Annotated in this window: 12 protein-coding genes and 3 pseudogenes; 9 read left to right on the top strand and 6 right to left on the bottom strand. The window is 60.6% G+C overall.

The features are described from left to right. Nucleotides 1-26: 26 nt before the first annotated feature. Nucleotides 27-740 (bottom strand): DNA repair protein RadC, encoded by a 714-nt coding sequence (gene radC / locus DCG74_RS01720; RefSeq protein WP_172786641.1) that lies wholly within the window; start codon nucleotides 738-740, stop codon nucleotides 27-29. Nucleotides 741-1,091: 351 nt separating this feature from the next. On the opposite strand from radC, the gene DCG74_RS01715 reads away from it, so the two are divergent. Next, entirely contained in the window at nucleotides 1,092-2,279 is a 1,188-nt protein-coding gene (locus DCG74_RS01715) for a hypothetical protein (protein ID WP_172786642.1), read from the top strand. Between the two features lie 123 nt (nucleotides 2,280-2,402). Beyond that, nucleotides 2,403-2,873: a hypothetical protein gene (locus DCG74_RS01710; RefSeq protein WP_172786643.1), complete on the top strand. Its 471-nt coding sequence runs from the start codon at nucleotides 2,403-2,405 to the stop codon at nucleotides 2,871-2,873. Nucleotides 2,874-2,895: 22 nt separating this feature from the next. Here the strand turns inward: DCG74_RS01710 and map are convergent, their stop codons facing one another. Together map and DCG74_RS01700 are read right to left on the bottom strand one after the other, a co-directional pair. Then, entirely contained in the window at nucleotides 2,896-3,714 is an 819-nt protein-coding gene (gene map / locus DCG74_RS01705; protein WP_172786644.1) for a type I methionyl aminopeptidase, read from the bottom strand. 120 nt (nucleotides 3,715-3,834) lie between these two features. Next, a complete protein-coding gene (locus DCG74_RS01700; protein WP_172786645.1) occupies nucleotides 3,835-5,151 on the bottom strand; it encodes a mechanosensitive ion channel family protein in 1,317 nt (438 codons plus the stop codon). A 190-nt stretch (nucleotides 5,152-5,341) separates the two neighbouring features. Between DCG74_RS01700 and DCG74_RS01695 the strand changes: the two genes are divergently transcribed. The 4 genes and pseudogenes from DCG74_RS01695 to DCG74_RS01680 all read left to right on the top strand — a co-directional run. Further along, a complete protein-coding gene (locus DCG74_RS01695; RefSeq protein WP_172786646.1) occupies nucleotides 5,342-7,135 on the top strand; it encodes a potassium/proton antiporter in 1,794 nt (597 codons plus the stop codon). 267 nt (nucleotides 7,136-7,402) lie between these two features. After that, nucleotides 7,403-7,642, top strand: a pseudogene (locus tag DCG74_RS01690) (integrase core domain-containing protein); the annotation flags it as partial. Next, nucleotides 7,579-8,356 (top strand): IS5 family transposase gene (locus DCG74_RS01685; protein ID WP_373569511.1). Its coding sequence is split into 2 segments (ribosomal slippage): nucleotides 7,579-7,934 and nucleotides 7,933-8,356, totalling 780 coding nucleotides; the frame shifts between segments, so codons are not numbered across the junction. The pseudogene DCG74_RS01690 and the gene DCG74_RS01685, both read left to right, overlap by 64 nt. A gap of 216 nt (nucleotides 8,357-8,572) precedes the next feature. Beyond that, nucleotides 8,573-9,439: pseudogene (locus DCG74_RS01680) on the top strand (IS3 family transposase); the annotation flags it as partial. A 262-nt stretch (nucleotides 9,440-9,701) separates the two neighbouring features. Here the strand turns inward: DCG74_RS01680 and DCG74_RS38960 are convergent. Together DCG74_RS38960 and DCG74_RS01675 are read right to left on the bottom strand one after the other, a co-directional pair. Further along, nucleotides 9,702-9,860, bottom strand: a complete 159-nt coding sequence (locus DCG74_RS38960; protein ID WP_172788220.1) for a helix-turn-helix domain-containing protein — start codon at nucleotides 9,858-9,860, stop codon at nucleotides 9,702-9,704. 328 nt (nucleotides 9,861-10,188) lie between these two features. Next, nucleotides 10,189-10,473: pseudogene (locus DCG74_RS01675) on the bottom strand (integrase core domain-containing protein); the annotation flags it as partial. Between the two features lie 797 nt (nucleotides 10,474-11,270). On the opposite strand from DCG74_RS01675, the gene DCG74_RS01670 reads away from it, so the two are divergent. Both DCG74_RS01670 and DCG74_RS01665 read left to right on the top strand, forming a co-directional pair. Further along, nucleotides 11,271-12,917 carry a fibronectin type III domain-containing protein gene (locus tag DCG74_RS01670; protein WP_172788219.1) on the top strand — a complete coding sequence of 549 codons (1,647 nt, stop codon included), beginning with the start codon at nucleotides 11,271-11,273 and terminating at the stop codon, nucleotides 12,915-12,917. A 111-nt stretch (nucleotides 12,918-13,028) separates the two neighbouring features. Beyond that, nucleotides 13,029-13,184 (top strand): hypothetical protein, encoded by a 156-nt coding sequence (locus DCG74_RS01665; protein WP_172788218.1) that lies wholly within the window; start codon nucleotides 13,029-13,031, stop codon nucleotides 13,182-13,184. Nucleotides 13,185-15,256: 2,072 nt separating this feature from the next. On the opposite strand, the gene DCG74_RS38955 is transcribed toward DCG74_RS01665, so the two are convergent. After that, on the bottom strand, nucleotides 15,257-15,511 hold the full coding sequence (locus tag DCG74_RS38955) for a transposase (RefSeq protein WP_172788217.1): 255 nt from the start codon (nucleotides 15,509-15,511) through the stop codon (nucleotides 15,257-15,259). A 23-nt stretch (nucleotides 15,512-15,534) separates the two neighbouring features. On the opposite strand from DCG74_RS38955, the gene DCG74_RS01660 reads away from it, so the two are divergent. Then, entirely contained in the window at nucleotides 15,535-17,133 is a 1,599-nt protein-coding gene (locus DCG74_RS01660) for an oleate hydratase (RefSeq protein ID WP_172788216.1), read from the top strand. The last annotated feature ends 20 nt before the right edge of the window (nucleotides 17,134-17,153 follow it).

Raw genomic sequence — 17,153 nt, 5'->3', positions numbered from 1 at the left:
GTTCCCTTGTCATCTGATTTGAGACTCTAGATCAGCCGCAGCCCGCGCAGGCTCGCATGCCCGTTCTTGCCGACGATGATGTGATCATGCACGGCGATCCCGAGCGGTTTTGCGATGTCGATGATCGCCTTCGTCATCTGGATGTCGGCCTGCGAGGGCGAGGGATCGCCGCTGGGGTGGTTGTGCACCAGGATCAGCGCGGTCGCCGATAATTCCAGCGCGCGCTTGATCACCTCGCGCGGATAGACCGGAGTGTGGTCGACCGTGCCGGTCTGCTGCACCTCGTCGGCGATCAGCTGGTTGCGCTTGTCCAGGAACAGCAGGCGAAATTGCTCCTTGTCGGCAAACGCCATGCTGGTGCGGCAATAGGCGATCACCTCGTTCCAGGATGACAGCGCGTTGCGGCTGTTGACCTCGCCCTTGGCGACCCGATGCGCCGCCGCGGCAATCAGCTTGAGCTGGTTGATCGCGGACTCGCCGATCCCGTCGACCTCGCGCAGGCGCGCCACCGGCGCATGCACGACCTCGGCGAAGGAGCCGAAGGTCTTGATCAGCAGCTTGGCGAGCGGCTTGGTGTCGCGCCGCGGCAGCGCCGGAAACAGCGCCATCTCCAGCAATTCGTAATCGCTCAGCGCATCCGCGCCCGCGCTGTAGAAGCGCTCGCGCAGCCGCTCGCGATGGCCGAGATAGTGCGGCGCGTCCTCGGGCTTGCTGTTGTCGTGGTCAGGCTTGGCGGGCATCGGCCGCCAGCATTGCCGGGGACCGGCGCTTTTGCAACCGTCAATTGAGATGGCGCGTCGCGTGTCGGCCGGCGTCCGAGCGGGGGGGGGCGGCGCACGTTAGCCGTGGTTGACCTAAGACTGGGAGATGAACGCGCAATGGCCGCCCCGATCGTGGGCGTTGTCGCAAGCTGCGATGGAGGACGAATTGGATTGCTTAAGATCGGAAATTGAGTAGTATGAAATCATTGCTACAACTAGCAATTATGTTGCCAAGCTTTGGATAATTAGTCTCTCGTTGAGGTAGCGATCCTTCCTCGCGGGCAAGCCGCGTTGACATATATTTGCCTCTGGAATTGCTTGAGGGCAAACATGGACCATGCCTCTAACGTTTCACCAGAGTCTGCCGTTTCAGTTTCCCTTATTGCAAAGACTCTGGATACGACAGCAGGTTCGGGTTTGCACGCCATCGCTGAGTGGCTTGATCGCCGTGGACTTGGTGCTTTCACTCCTGTGGCGCTGTACGCAGGGGCTGTTACTTTCACTTTTTTGCCGTTGCTGATAGCCGCTTGCTTCGGCGTACCCATGGCGGCGCGATCGGCTACACTGAATTTGCCTTTTTTCTACGACGTCAGCACGATTTTTATGTATCTGGTGTCGTTTCCTTGTCTGCTGATACTAACAACAACTGACCATGCGCTCCTTTGTCGTTCACTCAATCGCGTTCAAGTCGACGGCATTCTGAATACTTCCGAAGGAAGCGCCGTGTTTCTTGTCGCCCGCTGGAATCGTATTTTCCGCAGGATCAATCTGGGGGCGCAAGCTGTGGGCATGCTTGCCGGAGTAATCGCGGTCTATTTCGTCTACCGGTTGATTGCCGACGGTGCGTATACCAGTTGGGAGTCCGGCCATCCGCTCTCTGCGGCTGGCTACATCCGCATGTACTGTGACTTTCTGTTCGCTGTTGTGGCAGCGGTCTACGTAATCCGCAGTTCCGCTCTACCAGTATTGTTATGGGAAGTCGTTTCCCATTCGGAGCTTCGCATGCTGCCCTTGCATCCGGACAATGCGGGCGGCTTGCGACCCATTGGTCGGTTAGGACTGCGCAATCAGTATGCAATCTCGCTTGTCGGTCTCAATATCGGCTTAGGTTGGCTTGTCAGCCACTTTTTTACGCCCAACGAAGCGCGAGTGGGATTTCTGGTTGTAGCTGTGATTGCCTACTCAGTTATTGGCCCATTTGTTTTCATTGGCCCTCTGCTCCCATTTCGCGATGCTATGATGAAGAGTAAGGCTCAACTCATGAGCGGTGTAGCGTTACGTATGCGGGCCCAACTAGATGACCTGCGCTCGCGCTTCCAGTCTGGCGTCATTACCGCAGACGATGAACAGATGATCGAGCGGTTGCGAAAGATTGGCGCTGTAATCAACGACATGCCTGTATGGCCGTTCGATGCACTTACGATGCGGAAGTTTCTTACGGCTTACGTCATACCCCCCATAGTCAGCTTCATCGTGCCACTCCTGAAAAAGATACTTGGCTACTTCCAAGTTTTATGACGCGCGCAAGGCTGCGGAATTGGGCCGTCACCGACCAGCACGAGACCCAATACTGCTGGTCATCGTTCCTATGCGCATGTTGAGTCCGAATTTCTCATCGATAACTCGCCAAAGGAGGCTAGAATGTTGATACGAGGGTTCGCTAGCATCATCGCGGTTCTCTTTGCGTCGTCTGCAGCCTTCGGCAAACCGCTGTCTTACGACGAGGTGCTAGACTTCCTTACGACCGATCGTTGGGGATTTAGATGTCCAGGATGGGTAAGTGGGGAGGGACATGTCGGCTTACAAACGATCAAAGACGGTGTGACCGCCATCGTGAACATCAAGGTGCAAGCAGTCGAGGAATGGTTGCCAATTCCCCTAGGAGACTACAAGCGTTCTATTCCGATCCGGCCGGCATCGAATTCATTTCCGTCAGATTTAAAGACAAAGTCGGTATGCGGGACTATCTTCGGCCTAGGCGGGTGTTTTCTTGTCGATCGAAGTGAACAGAAAATCAAACTTCACTACTTTGGCGGAGAAAGAACGTTTCTCCCCTTTGATGGTCCTGACAATTCCAAGTATTGCGAACTTCGACGCGTTCTCGGATCTTAGCAGAAATACAGCGAGGTTGTGCTCACCCGATCTGCTTCTCGCCGTGCCGCTCCGACAGCGTGAAGATCTCGACACCCGTCGCGGTGACGCCGACCGAGTGCTCGAATTGCGCCGACAGCGAGCGGTCGCGCGTCACCGCGGTCCAGCCGTCGGAGAGGATCTTCACATGCGGCTTGCCGAGATTGATCATCGGCTCGATAGTGAAGAACATGCCGGGCTTGAGCTGCACGCCCTCGCCGGGCCGGCCGATATGGATGATGTTCGGCTCGTCGTGGAACATGCGGCCCAGGCCATGGCCGCAGAAGTCGCGCACCACGCTCATGCCCTGCGGCTCGACGAAGCTCTGGATGGCATGGCCGATGTCGCCGGTGGTGGCGCCGGGCTTCACCGCAGCGATGCCGCGCATCATCGCTTCATAGGTCACCTCGATCAGCCGCTCCGCCTTGCGGGCGATTGGGCCGATCGCATACATCCGGCTGGAATCGCCATACCAGCCGTCGACGATGAAGGTGACGTCGATGTTGACGATGTCGCCTTCCTTCAGCGGACGGTCGCCCGGCATGCCGTGGCAGACCACGTGGTTGAGCGAGGTGCAGGTCGAGTAGCGGTAGCCGCGATACATCAGCGTCGCCGGATAGGCGCTATGGCTGAAGGCGAAGTCGCGGACGAATTCGTCGATTCTGGAGGTCGGCACGCCGGGCCCGACGATGTCGGTGAGCTCGTCCAGGCACCTGGCCACCAGCGCGCCCGCCTTGCGCATGCCGGCAAAGGCGGCGGGCCCGTGCAGCTTGATCTGTCCGGTCTTGCGCAGGGAGGTCTCGGTGGCGTCGACGTAGCTCATGCGTGTGTGGTCTCTTCGGGCTGATCTCGATTTTGGCGGAAAGGCTTGATTTCAGGCCCCAATTTAATGATTGGCAGGCTTCATGCAAGCCGAGGGGCCCGCCTCGGGGGCGAAAGTGACCTAATTCGGGACTTCTACGGTGGTTTCCACCGGCAGGGCGCCGCCGCGGATGCGGATTTCGCGGACGGGGTAGGGAACCCGGATGCCCTCGCGCTTGAAGGCGTCCCACAGCGCCAGCATCACGTCGCTCTTGACGTTGTCCATGCCGTCGGGGTCCGCGATCCAGAAGGTCAGCGAGAACTTCATGCCGGCTTCCGCGAACTCGGTCAAAATGCTGTTCGGCGCCTTGCTCTTGGTGGCGCGCGGATGGGCGGCGGCGGTCTCGGCGGCGAGCTTGGTGACCAGGCGCGGGTCGGCGTCGTAATTGGTGCCGAAGGCGATCTTCACCAGCGTGTTCTTGTCGGTATAGGTCCAGTTGACGACCTTCTGCGTCACCAGATCCTCGTTCGGCACCAGGAACTCGCGGCCGTCGCCGGCAGCGACGGAAATATAGCGCGTCTTCATTGCGCTGATGCGGCCGGTGTTGTCGCCGATGGTGACGAGGTCGCCCGGCTTCACCGATTTGTCGGCGAGCAGGATGATCCCCGAGATGAAATTGGCCACGATCTTCTGCAGGCCGATACCGATGCCGACGCCGACCGCGCCGGAGAACACCGCAAGCGCCGACAGGTCGATCCCGACCGCGCCGAGCGCGATCACGATCGCGACCGTGAGCAGCCCGATGCGGATGATCTTCACCAGCAGCACCTGTACCGATGGCGTCAGGTCGGTGGTCGAATTGATCCGGCTCTCGGCGAAATTGCTGGCGATGTTGGTGAGCCAGAGCGCGATCAGCAGCAGCGCGCCGGCCTTGAGCACCAGAAGCGGGGTCAGCCTGAGGCCGCCGAGCACAATGGCGAAGGAATCCAGCAGGTCGACCGTCGCATCGAGCTGGCCGACGATCGAGAGCGCGGCGACGAACCAGGCCGTGATCGACACCAGCTTGACGATGAAGGCGTTCCGCAGCACCGAGGTCACGAGCCGGATCACCAGCCAGGCGAAACCCAGCTTGGCTGCGACCATCAGGAGATAGGAGCGGCTCGGCCAGGTCGCGTGATACATCACCACGCGCGAGACGATCACGAGCAGCGTGAACACCGCCGTCGAGGCGCTGGCGACCATGACCCGAACGAAGTGTCGCAGCGGCAGCGGCCAGCGCATCGCCAGCGAGGTCAGGTCGACACGGCTGCGAATGCCGGCTTCCGCGGCATAGGCGATGCCGGCCGCGGCCAGGATGAGGCCGAATTGCAGGTAGAACCAGGGTGAGGAGATTTCCGCCCCGACGCTGCGTGCGGTGGTCTGCACGAACTCCATGAAGTCTTTGAGGTCCATGTCCATCGGTCTCGTCGGCAAGCGGGCAGGAATTGATTCGAGGGCAGGGCGCGGCCGGGCCATCGATACACCGTGAAGTGATGCGCGTTAAGGCCGTAAAATACGGGCAGATTGCCGCGAAGCGCGAAAATGGGTTGGCGCGCGAGTCCGCCGACGATAAGGATGAAATTCCAGCGATTTTTTACCCGGAAGGTGGATGGCTTCCCTCGACTCCGTCAGTCTCGCCATATTGCTCGGCGCCGTCCTCGTCATGGCCGGCATCCTCTCGAGCCTGCTTGCGCTGCGCTTCGGCGCGCCCTTGCTGCTCGTCTTCCTGGTCATCGGCATGCTCGCCGGCGATTCCGGCCCCGGTCAGCTCCAGTTCGACGACGTCCGCACCACCTATCTGGTCGGCTCCGTCGCGCTCGCCCTGATCCTGTTCGACGGCGGCCTGCGCACGCGCTTTGCCAGCATCCGCACCGTGCTCGCCCCGTCCCTCGTGCTCGCGACCGTCGGCGTGCTGCTGACCGCGCTGGTCACGGCGCCGTTCGCCAAATACACGCTCGACCTCAACTGGGCGGAGTCGCTGCTGGTCGGCGCCGTGGTGGCCTCGACCGACGCGGCCGCCGTGTTCCTCCTGGTGCACACCCAGGGCCTGCGTCTGCGCCCGCGCGTCGGCGCGACGCTGGAGGCGGAATCCGGCACCAACGATCCCTTCGCGATCTTCCTCACTTTGATGCTGGTGGAATACATCTCGGTCGGCTCGAGCTCGGCCGGGCACGTGCTGATGGAGTTCGTGCTGGAGGCGGCACTGGGCGCCGTCGTCGGCGTGTTTGGCGGCCGCCTCGTCGTCATCGCGCTCAACAAGGTCGCCCTGCCGCAGGGACTGCATGCGCCCTTCGTGACCACGGGCGCGCTCGTGATCTTCGGCGGCTCGCAGATCATGCACGCCTCCGGCTTCCTCGCCGTCTATCTCGCCGGCATCATCATCGGCAACCGGCCGACCCGCGCGCATAATTCGGTGGTGACCTTCCTCGATGCCGCGACCTGGCTGGCGCAGATCGTGATGTTCGTGCTGCTCGGCCTTCTGGTCTCGCCGAGCCGGCTGGGTGCCAGCGTGCTGCCGGCGGTCGCCGTCGCGCTCGTCCTGATGCTGGTGGCACGGCCGCTCGCGGTGTTCGTGTGCCTGTCGCCGTTCCGCTTCAATTGGCGCGAGAAGATCTTCATCGCCTGGACGGGCCTGCGCGGCGCGGTCGCGATCTTCCTGGCCTCGATCCCGATGCTGGTTGGCCTGTCCAAGGCCTATCTCTATTTCGACGTCGCCTTCGTCGTCGTCATCATCTCGCTCCTGCTGCAAGGCTGGACCCTGGCGCCGGCTGCCCGCAAGCTGCACGTGGCGCTGCCGCGCGCCGAACGCGGCCCGCGCCGCGTCGAGCTCGATCTGCCCGGCCAGCTCGAGCAGCAGCTGGTCGGCTATCCGGTGCGGCCCAAGAGCCTGTATTTCCGCCGCGGTCTGATCCCGTCCTGGTCCAAGCCGACGCTCGTCATCCGCAACGAGAACATCCTGACGCCAACGGAAGCCGACCCGATCGCGCCAGGCGACTACATCTATCTGCTGGCGCCGCCGGAAAAGGCCGAGTCGCTCGACCGCTTCTTCGTCGACATGCAGCCGAGCACCGCGCCCGATCCGCATCTGCTCGGCGACTTCATGGTCTCCGGCGAGCACACGCTCGCCGAGCTCGCCGAGATCTACGGCGTCAAGGTGAGCGAGGACGAGAGCAAGCTCACGCTCGCCGATTACTTCGACGTCCATCTCGATCGCGCGCCGAAGGAGGGCGCCGAGCTCGCGCTGGACGAGATCGTGCTGGTCGCCCGCAGCATCTCCGGTGGCCGCGTCAACGTCGTCGGCCTGCGTCTGCCGGAGGATGACGAGACGCCGCCGCCGCCGACACGCGCCCAGGCGCTGCGGAAGAAACTCGCCGAGCTGTGGTCCTCGGTGGCGGGGGTCTGACGCTGCCGTAGGGTGGGCAAAGGCGCCTTGCGCCGTGCCCACCAGCAGGAACGACGCGGGCACGGCGCGCGAAGAGCGCGCTTTTCCCCACCCTACGAAGTCTGGTGGTTGGCAGGACAAAGCCAGCGAAGCACTCGTCATTGCGAGGAGCTCTTGCGACGAAGCAATCCAGACTGCCGCCCCGGATAGTCTCTGGATTGCTTCGCTACGCTCGCAAGGGATGGGCCACGGGCCCTCACGTCAGCACCTTCACCCCGCCCAATGACGACCAATGGCCAGGTCGAACGAATGAACCGCACGATCAAGGAAGCGACCGTCCAACGCTATTACTACGATCGACACGATCAGCTCGAAGCTCACCTTGCCGACTTCATCAACGCCTACAACTATGCTCGGCGGCTGAAGACCCTGAATGGCCTCACACCCTACGAATACATTTGCAAATGCTGGACTTCCCAGCCAGAACGATTCAAACTCAACCCGCTCCAGCAAATGCCGGGACTAAACAAGAGCCGCATCTGCCAACGAACCAGACCGGACCGGTGCGCGATGACGATCGACGCGTCATCGGCGGTATCATTCACATGCTTCAGTGCGGCGCACGCTGGCGCGATTGCCCGCCCGACTATGGTCCGTACACGACGATCTACAATCGTTTCAATCGCTGGGCCAAGCGCGGACATTGGCGGGCGATCTTTGAAGCGCTCGCCCGCTGCGGCAAAGACGGCGTGACTTTGTCCATCGACTCCACCACGATCAAAGCGCATCGCTCGGCGAGCGGCGGAAAAGGGGGAGCATGAACAAGCGATCGGCCGCTCGCGTGGCGGGCGGACCACGAAAATCCACGCGCAGAGTGACCCTGACTGCAGACCTTGCGCATTTCATCTCACTCCAGGCCAGGACGCTGATATTGCCGCAGCGCCAGCCCTTTTGGAACTCGCGCCACCCATGTCTCCCCTCATTGGCGACAAAGGGTACGACGGCGATGGCTTTCGAGCCGAAATCGTCGATCGTGGTGCCAAGCCCGTCATTCCAAACAAATCCAACAGGGTCACTCTCCACAGCTTCAGCAAACGCGCCTACAAGGGGCGCAACGTCATCGAGCGCTGTTTCTGCCGCCTCAAGGATTTCAGGCGTGTCGCAACTCGCTACGACAAACTAGCCACGAACTTCTTGGCTGCCGTCCATCTCGCCGCCATCGTTGCCTATTGGATCAGCTGAGTCCGAGCCCTAGGCCATTTGCCTGGGAAAGGAGCAACTCACACTCTTCTGGCGAAAGATAATCAATTTCGGGCAACGCCCTTTTTTGGCCATTTGATCTTCGGTGGTGACCTTGCCCCTCAGGCTTAATCCAGGTTGAAGTTCGCTCTGGCCCACGACAAGGACCAGAGCATGAAGCGCAGCCGGTTTTCGGAAGAGTAGATCATCGGGATTTTGAACACCCGGCTGAAGCGGTTGCTGGCTGATGCCATGGTGAACAATGCAGCGCTGAAGGACTTGTTGGGAATAAAGTGGTGACGCCCGCGGGGAACGCGCATCTCGTGGATGCCCACGGGATGAGCGAACGGCGGGCGTGTAAAGCCATCGGCTGCTGCCGCATGACCATGAGATACCAAATGACTCGGGCGGACGAAGCCGGCCTTCGCCAGCGCATGCGGGCAACCGCCCAGGAGCGCCGCCGCCTCGGCTATCGACGCCTGCATGTGCTGCTCAAGCGGGAGGGTCAACCAAAAGAAGCTGTTCCGGCTCTACCTGGAAGGGAGGCTGGCGGTGCGGCGGCGTGGCGGCCGCAAACGGGCGATCGGGACCCGGGCGCCAATGACGGTGCCGATGGCGCCGAACGACCGCCGGTCGCTCGATTTCGTGTCGGGTCAGCTGACCTGCGGCCGCCGCTTCCGTATCCTCACCGTCGTGGATGACTGCACCCGCGAGTGCCTGGCGCTGGTCGCCGATACCTCGCTCTCCGGCATCCGCGTGGCGCGGGAACTGGACCGGCTGGTGATCGGAGCGCGGCAAGCCCAAGACGGTGGTCAGCGACACCGGCACCGAACTGACCAGCAACGCCATCCTGACCGGGGCGGGCAGAGGCGCATCGCATGGCACTACATTGGGCCGGGCAAGCCCATGCAGAATGCCCTTATCGAGAGCTTCAGGCTGCGGGATGAACTGCTGAACGAGACGCTGTTCACGTCGCTGGCCCAGGCTTGCGTCGCACGCGGATGCTGGCGGGCCCGATTACAACGATGCGCGACCACACTCCCAGGATGGAAAACGCCCTCCGAGTTCGCCTTCAGCTGTCACCCACCGTTCAACCGGACAAATCCAACAGCCGGGGCGAACTCAGAACTGGATAATACTTGGAGGCAAGGTCACATTTCACCGCGAACTCGGCAAAGGTCTTCGGCCGTGTCGCTCCGGTATCTATCGATATCGCCACGCTAGCTGTTGTCGCAAGGTCGCTTCGTACGCATGCGCACCGGCCTTCGTGTTCTCGAGACTACGTTTTCCATATCGAGTGGAGTTGACCGTGAAATCGACCCACCACGAGGTTTTATCATTCGCACTGTCATATCCGTTCGATTGTTTCGGTCCGTTGCCTCGCCCAATACGAAATGACGCCGTAGTTGGTGAAACGAATGCTGCCGCCCACTTTGAGGAAGGGAATGCGTCGCCGCTGTTGCAGGCGTCGCACGCTAGAAGTCGAAATTCTCAGTAGTTTGGCCACTTCAGCTTCAATAACTCAGCATCGGCTCTGAAGCAGTCGGGAATTTTCGAAGAACCATACGCGCCGGCGAATTATCATCTCCGGCTGGCATCTCGACTCTACCATTGTTAGGAGGTTTGAGCACTTGTACATGTTGCGCGCCGGCTGGAGCGATCGCCAGGCGCGGAGCCGTGACCACAGGAGACGCCCCAGAAGTCTTGGACGGACCTGCGACCGCTCTATCAAACAAAAACTGCCTAAAACCGGAGCCGTCGCCTGGCCATCGTCAGATAATTTGCGACTGGTCAGGCTCTTTGACAAGGAAGGCTCTGGCTCATCAGCGTTAGAGTTAAGCGGCCTGCAGTTGATGCTGCAAGCGGCGGTTTGCGATGTGTCGCGCTTGATGCGGTTTCGTTCGGGGAGGATCGCCTCAGGCCCTGCCGCAGTAGACATCGGCTGGCGTGAGGTTGTCGATGCTCTCATGATAGCGGACGTGATCATAGGGCTCGACGAAGGCCCCTACTTGATCTTCGAGATCATCGGGTCGGTCGCAGTTGTCGAGCAGAATGCGGTTCTTCAGCGTCTGATGCCAGCGCTCGAGTTTTCACTGGGTCTGAGGATGGTTCGGATCGCCCGTGCCCAACGACAACTGCTCCGAGCAGAATCGTCCCTCGTGCGATCACTACGTCACCGCTGCTCGGTGGCTATGATTTCCGCCTTTATTCTTTCGTGCTCGGCTTCACTCTCACGAACAAGCTCATTGGAAGCTGAATATTCTACCTTACCCACGACCCAAGCCTATCACCTTCTCCAAAGTGCTCTCGGCCGGAGCGAAGCGGCTCGTAGAGCCTGGCAACAAGGATTGCGATTCTAAAAAGCGTGCGTGAAGGTCGCTTGCAAATCCCGCAATCAGACGACGGTCTTATGAATAACTGTGCAGTTGACCAGCATACCAATGTCGACTTCTGACGGCATTTCGTCCAGCGACTTGAATTGACACACGCAGGCGCGCTGAACTCAACAGGGTAGGTTGAACCTACAAGTTTTGGCGGGTGGAACGTTCAACGAATCAACACTAGGGTTGGTTAGAAGGATCGAACATCTTGCATTAGCGAACTGTTGATAAGGAGTGCCAAGCGAAGCGACCGCTGACGTCGGCATCGGTTTCGGCAGCGTAGTATGCCACAATGTCCAAACGCATAGCAGTTCATTGGCGCAGAACCCAGCCATTAGCTGGGATTCTACTCGTATCATAATCGAGTTAGTGGTTTTCGGCTGGCGAAAACCCAGAAACCAGCTTCGGTATCTTCGCTTCAACATGCGAATTCCTCGTGCGCATTGATCGCCTGTCAAGAATTTCTTCCACCAGCACCTATCCCCCGCTTTCCCGGCGGCGTCCGGGAACGTCTGACCAGATGAAGGAGATCAGACATGGCCTACCAGAAACTGATCGATCAAAGCGGACGGATGCTCAAGGGGGCGCTCGTCACGCCTGTTGCCTCGGAGCCGAACCAGCCCGACACGATCATCACGTCGGCGCTGCCGCGGGACGGCAGGCAGACGGTCGACTGTGGTAATCCGCAGAATCCTTTTCCGAACTGGCGAGTGATTTCTTGTTCCGATGGCGCGTTTTCACATGAACACCGGAGACTGCGCGTCGGTTCGATTAGCACGTTTTTCGACGGCTTGGCCATCTTGCGGCAACACGCTATCGGCGCCATTTGCGCCGCGGTCGTTGGAATGTCGCCTCTCTCTGCCGAGCCCTTGGCATTGCGCAGCTATCACGCGCCGATCGGCGAGAGCTCGATCTCCGGCATTTCATCAGGCGCCTTCATGGCAGTCCAGTTCGGCGCAGCCTGGTCCTCGATCGTCAAGGGAGTGGGGGTGGTCGCTGGCGGTCCCTATTGGTGCGCTGAGGCCAAGATGTGGCGCGCGACGGGTCCCTGCATGAAAGGGCCTGCATCGGGCCTGAACATCACGGCGTTCACGACGAAGGCTGATGCGAACGCGTCAGCAGGCAAAATAGATCCGGATAGTAACCTTGCCGGGCAGAAGATCTATCTCTTTCACGGCTACAACGACGCGGTCGTCGATAGGGCCGTCACCGATGCGGCTGCCGACTTCTACCGTCGCTATCTAGGTGGCTCCAATCGAGGCAATCTCTTCTATCAGACCGCCCTCGGCGCCGGGCACTCCTTCGTGGTGGCCAAGCAGGGCGACACCGGACTGAATAGCTGCAGTGCTAACAAGGAACCGTATATTGACCAATGCGGCTACGATCAGGCCGGAATCATCCTGCAGCATATTTATGGCCGCCTCAATCCACCTAATCGCGGGCAGCTCGCGGGCGTCGTGAAGAGCTTCGATCAGTCACTCTATACCAGGCCGCAGGCGCCCGCCGCGTTGAGCCTGAGCGATACCGGCTATCTCTTCGTGCCTCAGGACTGCGAGCAAGGTGCTCTCTGCCGTGTCCACGTGGCGCTGCACGGATGCCGCCAGAATGCCCGCGAGATCGGGCTCAAGTTCGTCAATGATACCGGCTATAATGCCTGGGCGGATACGAACCGTTTGATCATTCTCTATCCACAGACCAGGACCAGCTTATATCGGCCCACCAATCCGCAGGCCTGCTGGGACTGGTGGGGCTACGTCAATCACACGAGCAGCTACGTGACCAAGTCTGGGGCGCAGATCCAAGCGGTCAAGGCTATGCTCGACGCGCTCGCGGCCGATGGCGCGACGCCCGTCAGCGCGACGCGGCAATTGACATCAGCACCTCAGGGGCTCACGGTGATCGATGCTTCTGATACTAGCGTTGACCTGGTCTGGTCGCCGCTGGTAGAAGCAACGACATACCGCGTGCTGCGTGCAGGCCCTGATGACACATTTCAGAGGATCGGCGAGGTTGCAGGAGCCAGCTTCGGCGATTCCGATCTTAGGCCGCAAACAACATATCGCTGGCGCGTCTCGGCCGTTCTCAATGGAGCAGAAGGACCGGCGTCCGAGGAGGTTAGCGCGACCACGCGATCGACGCCTCCACGCTGCAACCATCCGGGGACTTGCCCGGTGACCAAATAGAGGACTCTTGGCCTCTACCGTCTGCGACGAGAGGCCGGTTCGCATCGGCGCCTTGCCAATCCTGGCAATCTCATCTTCCAGACGTGGAGACGCTGCACGGGACGTTTACCAATGTCCGATTTTGCCCAGGTGTCTGCTTGTTCGCGGGATAATCGAAGCTGGCGGTACAGCGAAGAAACCGACCGGAGGCTGCTGAGCGGCCGCGCCAATGAGCCGCATAAAAATGAGCAGGTGACGAAACAAAAGATCGACCTCGCTTCGGCATGAAAGCTCCTCGGAAAATCGCCGGACCGGAGGCTATCTCGATGGCAAGCATGGCTCCGCGTTTGTGTCCGGGGATACGCCATCGGGGATCCTAGTGACGACCCTGTCGTTAGCGCCGCAATGTCGTGCGCATCAACCGCTAGCGCGCTGTGATTGATCTGAAGCCCCTGGCCAAGGTTGTCTCCTCCTAACGAGGCCCGGCAGCTTGCATGAGGAATTCAATTGTCACGAAGACCTGCTTGATACATTCGAAGTCCGCTGTACGACAGCCATCTTTCAGGAGCGAATGGATGCAACTAGTTTTCGTAGTTGCCGCGCAGGTCTTTCTGAGCGCTACTATCCAACGCAAGCGTAGGGCTACGCAATCAGTGTGTTTGCCCAGAGCTGTCCCGGGCTCCTCCGCGCCGCCCAACTGTGCGCCAGCGCAGGTCGCGAAGCTGACCGCAGCACTGCCGCAGCAACCGGCGGTGACGCCCTTCGCAAGTCCGAAAGTTCTGAACGTGCTGGCGCTGGTCGCGCTGGCTCCGGGACAGCCGGGACTGCAGCCGCACGTAGTCCCCGGCGCTACGGATGACGAGCCAAGCGAGGAAACCCGTCGCAACCGGGCAACTTTTGATTTTATCCCTTGTAACAAACTGCAAACGAAAGCTGGATTGCGAGTGGCTTTCGCCAGCGTGGCAGCCGATCTCGTTTCCAGTCGAATCGATGGAGGTGAAGGCCACAGGGTTCCCGTAGGCAAATCGAAATCCCGCCGAGTATCACATAAAGACGGCCTCAGATAGCAAGCGTTACGCGCTCATCTCGATGCACATCATCTCCAAGCAGATCTTTGTGCCGGTCTTCTACGTCGTAGTCGTGAGATATTTCGGGCGTGGCAAAGAACGCGCATCCGTGCGAGCGCACTAGCGACGCCTTCCAGCAGACCCCGACACCGCTTTCAAGATTGAGACACTTGTCCTAAATAGCACTTTCGAGCAGTGCTATGCAGTAACGTAGGGGGTGACTGCTTGAGATGGGCTGCGTAGGAGGCGGACGCCGAATACCACAGAACTTCTCAAAGAGAGCGATACGCCATGACCGAGCGTCGCGAAGAGATGTGCGATTTGCAGGCACGTCGGGCGCACGCGCCCGGATAGCCTCTTCTACAGGCCCGCAGGGAAGAGCACGGCTAGTGCAAGCTGGTGCTGATTGGCGCGACGCGGCAGGGCAAGAAGGAACTGATCAGCTTCAGATCGGCGTGCGGAAAGGCGCAGAGCTGGGCAGAATTCCCGGTCCTTCGAGGAAGCCCGGCTGGCGCTCTCCTTCAAATGCCAGCGATCTGCGACCTGAACCGTGTGCGGCGGGGCCTTTTGCCTCGGCGTCGCCCTAAGCCTCCGCGCCGGTCGCTGGCGAGGATCGCGATTGAGTGATGCGCAGCGAGCCGTCCCCGGGCGACTGCAGGGCTCCTCGTCCAGCAACAGGATCACGATCCGAGATGTACATTACAGACGATGCTGACGTATCGCAGACCGCGTGGCTAGGGCCAATAATCAATGCTGCTAACCCTGAGTGCGCCAGCCGGCTGATGGTGACCGCGTCGGACCAGGCGCGGGAGGCTATCGAGCTATGGCAGTAGTACCCGCTTTGCACCTCCTGCTGCCAAGAAGATTGCAAACAGGACGATTCTGCGCGCCTGTCGTATCAGGTTGCGATCTGTCGGACGTCTGCGAGACGGCGGATCATCGCTAATGACATTGCGCCCTCTGTAGGCTCTATCGCAGCGATGCGGATGCTTGCGGCGCGGATTCGGCCGCATGACAGCCTTGAGCGGCGTGCGGCCAACCCGTCGCGCAAGCTTCTGACGGCGTAGGCTCGATCAGCCGACGACGCGGGCTGCGTGAGTGTTGCCAGGAGTAATCAGGAAAGAAGCGGGCGGCCAACATTGTCGATCAACACTTGGATTTTGGTGGTCGTTCGCCGCGCGAGCAGCCGATCGCCTTGTTAAAGGTCCCTCTTTTTTGGGCCGGTCGCGGGGCCATGGCCTTTGATTTAGCTGGAATCCACCGAGATCGAGCCGGACACGCCGCTTGATTCAGTCAGAGCGTAAAAACGTTTGTCCAAATCCCCTCTCGGCTCCAGCGACTGACGCGGTTGTACACCGTTGTGTACGGACCGTAGACTTCCGGGCAATCATGCCAGCGCGAACCTGCTTTTGGCAACTGGACAATGCCGTTAATCACGCATCGAGCATCGACCCGATGCGCTCCCTTGCGTCTTCGCGGCAACAACGGCTCAATCGGTCGCCTTTCCGCGTAGCTGAGCCAGTCCTCACCCCGCTTGATCCAGCGCAACCTTGGATGCGTCCGGCCATGCTATGTTGCTTCGAATTGTCGAATTGCAATCGAGGCAAGTCATGAAGGCGTATTTTATCGGCGGCGGCATTGGATCGCTCGCGGGCGCGGCGTTCCTCGTCCGCGATGCGCAGCTGCCGGGGCGCGACATCGTGATCTACGAGGCGCAGCCGCTGGTCGGTGGGAGCCTCGACGGCGCGCAGCTCGCGAACGGCGCCTACTCGCTTCGCGGCGGGCGCATGCTTACCACGGATCACTACGAATGCACCTGGGATTTGCTCTCCAGCATTCCCTCGCTCGAGCATCCGGGCCGCAGCGTGCGCGAGGAGACGGTCGCATTCAACGTGGAAAATCCTGCGCACTCCAGGGCACGTCTGGTCGACCGTAACCGCTTCAAGGTCGATGTCTGGCATATGGGCTTCTCCGCACGCGACCGGCTCGAGCTGCTTCGGCTCACCGAGGCTTCGGAGGAGACGCTCGGCAACAGCCGCATCACCGACTGGCTGTCGCCCGGATTCTTCGAATCGAATTTCTGGTACATGTGGCAGACCACCTTCGCCTTCCAGCCCTGGCACAGCGCGGTCGAGCTGAAGCGCTATCTGCATCGTTTCGTGAACGAGTTTCCGCGCATCGAGACGCTCGGCGGCGTCAAGCGTACCGTCTACAACCAGTATGACGCGATCGTGCGGCCGCTCGCGGACTGGCTCAAGCGCCAGGGCGTGCAGTTTGTGCGCGGCACGCGCGTCGTCGACATGGCGTTCGCGGCCGACTGCGGGCGCTTGCGGGTGCGCCAGCTCACGCTCGACCGCGACAGCCACACCGCCAACGTCCGGCTTGAGGGCGACGACATCGTCTTCTTCCAGAACGGCTCGATGACGGATGCTTCGAGCCTGGGCTTGATGACCGAGCCGCCGCCGCGCCTGACCAAGGCCGACAGTCAGGGCTGGGCGCTCTGGGAGACGATCGCGCAAGGACGTCCCGAATTCGGCAATCCGTCGGCGTTCAATAATTCGATTCCCGAATCCTATTGGCTGTCCTTCACCGTCACCTGCGGCGATCCACGCTTCTTCGACCAGATGGAAGCGTTCTCCGGCAACAGGGCCGGCACCGGCGGGCTGGTCACGTTCAAGGATTCCAACTGGCTGATGTCGGTCGTGCTCTATCACCAGCCACATTTCACGGGGCAGCCGAACAACGTTCAGGTGTTCTGGGGCTATGCGCTGCATCCCGACCGCGTCGGCAATTTCGTGGCAAAGCCGATGTCCAATTGCGGCGGCGCAGAGATCCTGAAGGAGCTCTGCGGTCACCTCAACTTCGACGCGAATGTGTTCGAGGATGCGATCTGCATTCCCTGCCGCATGCCCTACATCACCAGCATGTTCATGCCGCGCAACCTGGCCGACCGGCCGCTGCCGGTGCCCAGGAATTCCGTCAACCTCGCCTTCGTCAGCCAGTTCGTCGAAGTTCCCGACGACGTCGTGTTCACAGTCGAATATTCGGTGCGTGCGGCGCAGATGGCGGTCTATCAGCTCATGAAGATCGATCGCCCGGTGCCGCCGGTGACGCGCCACGACAAGTCGTTCGCCGTGATCTTCGCGACGCTGGAGAAAGCGTTCGTGTGAGGCGTTCGCCGGGAAGGGCG

The sequence above is a fragment of the Bradyrhizobium sp. WBAH42 genome, assembly GCF_024585265.1.
Taxonomy (GTDB): domain Bacteria; phylum Pseudomonadota; class Alphaproteobacteria; order Rhizobiales; family Xanthobacteraceae; genus Bradyrhizobium.
Note: the sequence above shows the minus strand (reverse complement) of the source record. Positions and strands in the feature narration are given on the sequence as shown.

Bases quoted from the DNA above. Each gene is read 5' to 3' on its own strand.
- DCG74_RS01670 (WP_172788219.1), top strand. From the start codon at position 11,271: ATGGCCTACCAGAAACTGATCGATCAAAGCGGACGGATGCTCAAGGGG.
- radC (WP_172786641.1), bottom strand. From the start codon at position 740: ATGCCCGCCAAGCCTGACCACGACAACAGCAAGCCCGAGGACGCGCCG.
- DCG74_RS01660 (WP_172788216.1), top strand. From the start codon at position 15,535: ATGTTGCTTCGAATTGTCGAATTGCAATCGAGGCAAGTCATGAAGGCG.
- DCG74_RS01715 (WP_172786642.1), top strand. From the start codon at position 1,092: ATGGACCATGCCTCTAACGTTTCACCAGAGTCTGCCGTTTCAGTTTCC.
- DCG74_RS01695 (WP_172786646.1), top strand. From the start codon at position 5,342: ATGGCTTCCCTCGACTCCGTCAGTCTCGCCATATTGCTCGGCGCCGTC.
- DCG74_RS01700 (WP_172786645.1), bottom strand. From the start codon at position 5,151: ATGGACATGGACCTCAAAGACTTCATGGAGTTCGTGCAGACCACCGCA.
- DCG74_RS01665 (WP_172788218.1), top strand. From the start codon at position 13,029: ATGTCCGATTTTGCCCAGGTGTCTGCTTGTTCGCGGGATAATCGAAGC.
- map (WP_172786644.1), bottom strand. From the start codon at position 3,714: ATGAGCTACGTCGACGCCACCGAGACCTCCCTGCGCAAGACCGGACAG.
- DCG74_RS01710 (WP_172786643.1), top strand. From the start codon at position 2,403: ATGTTGATACGAGGGTTCGCTAGCATCATCGCGGTTCTCTTTGCGTCG.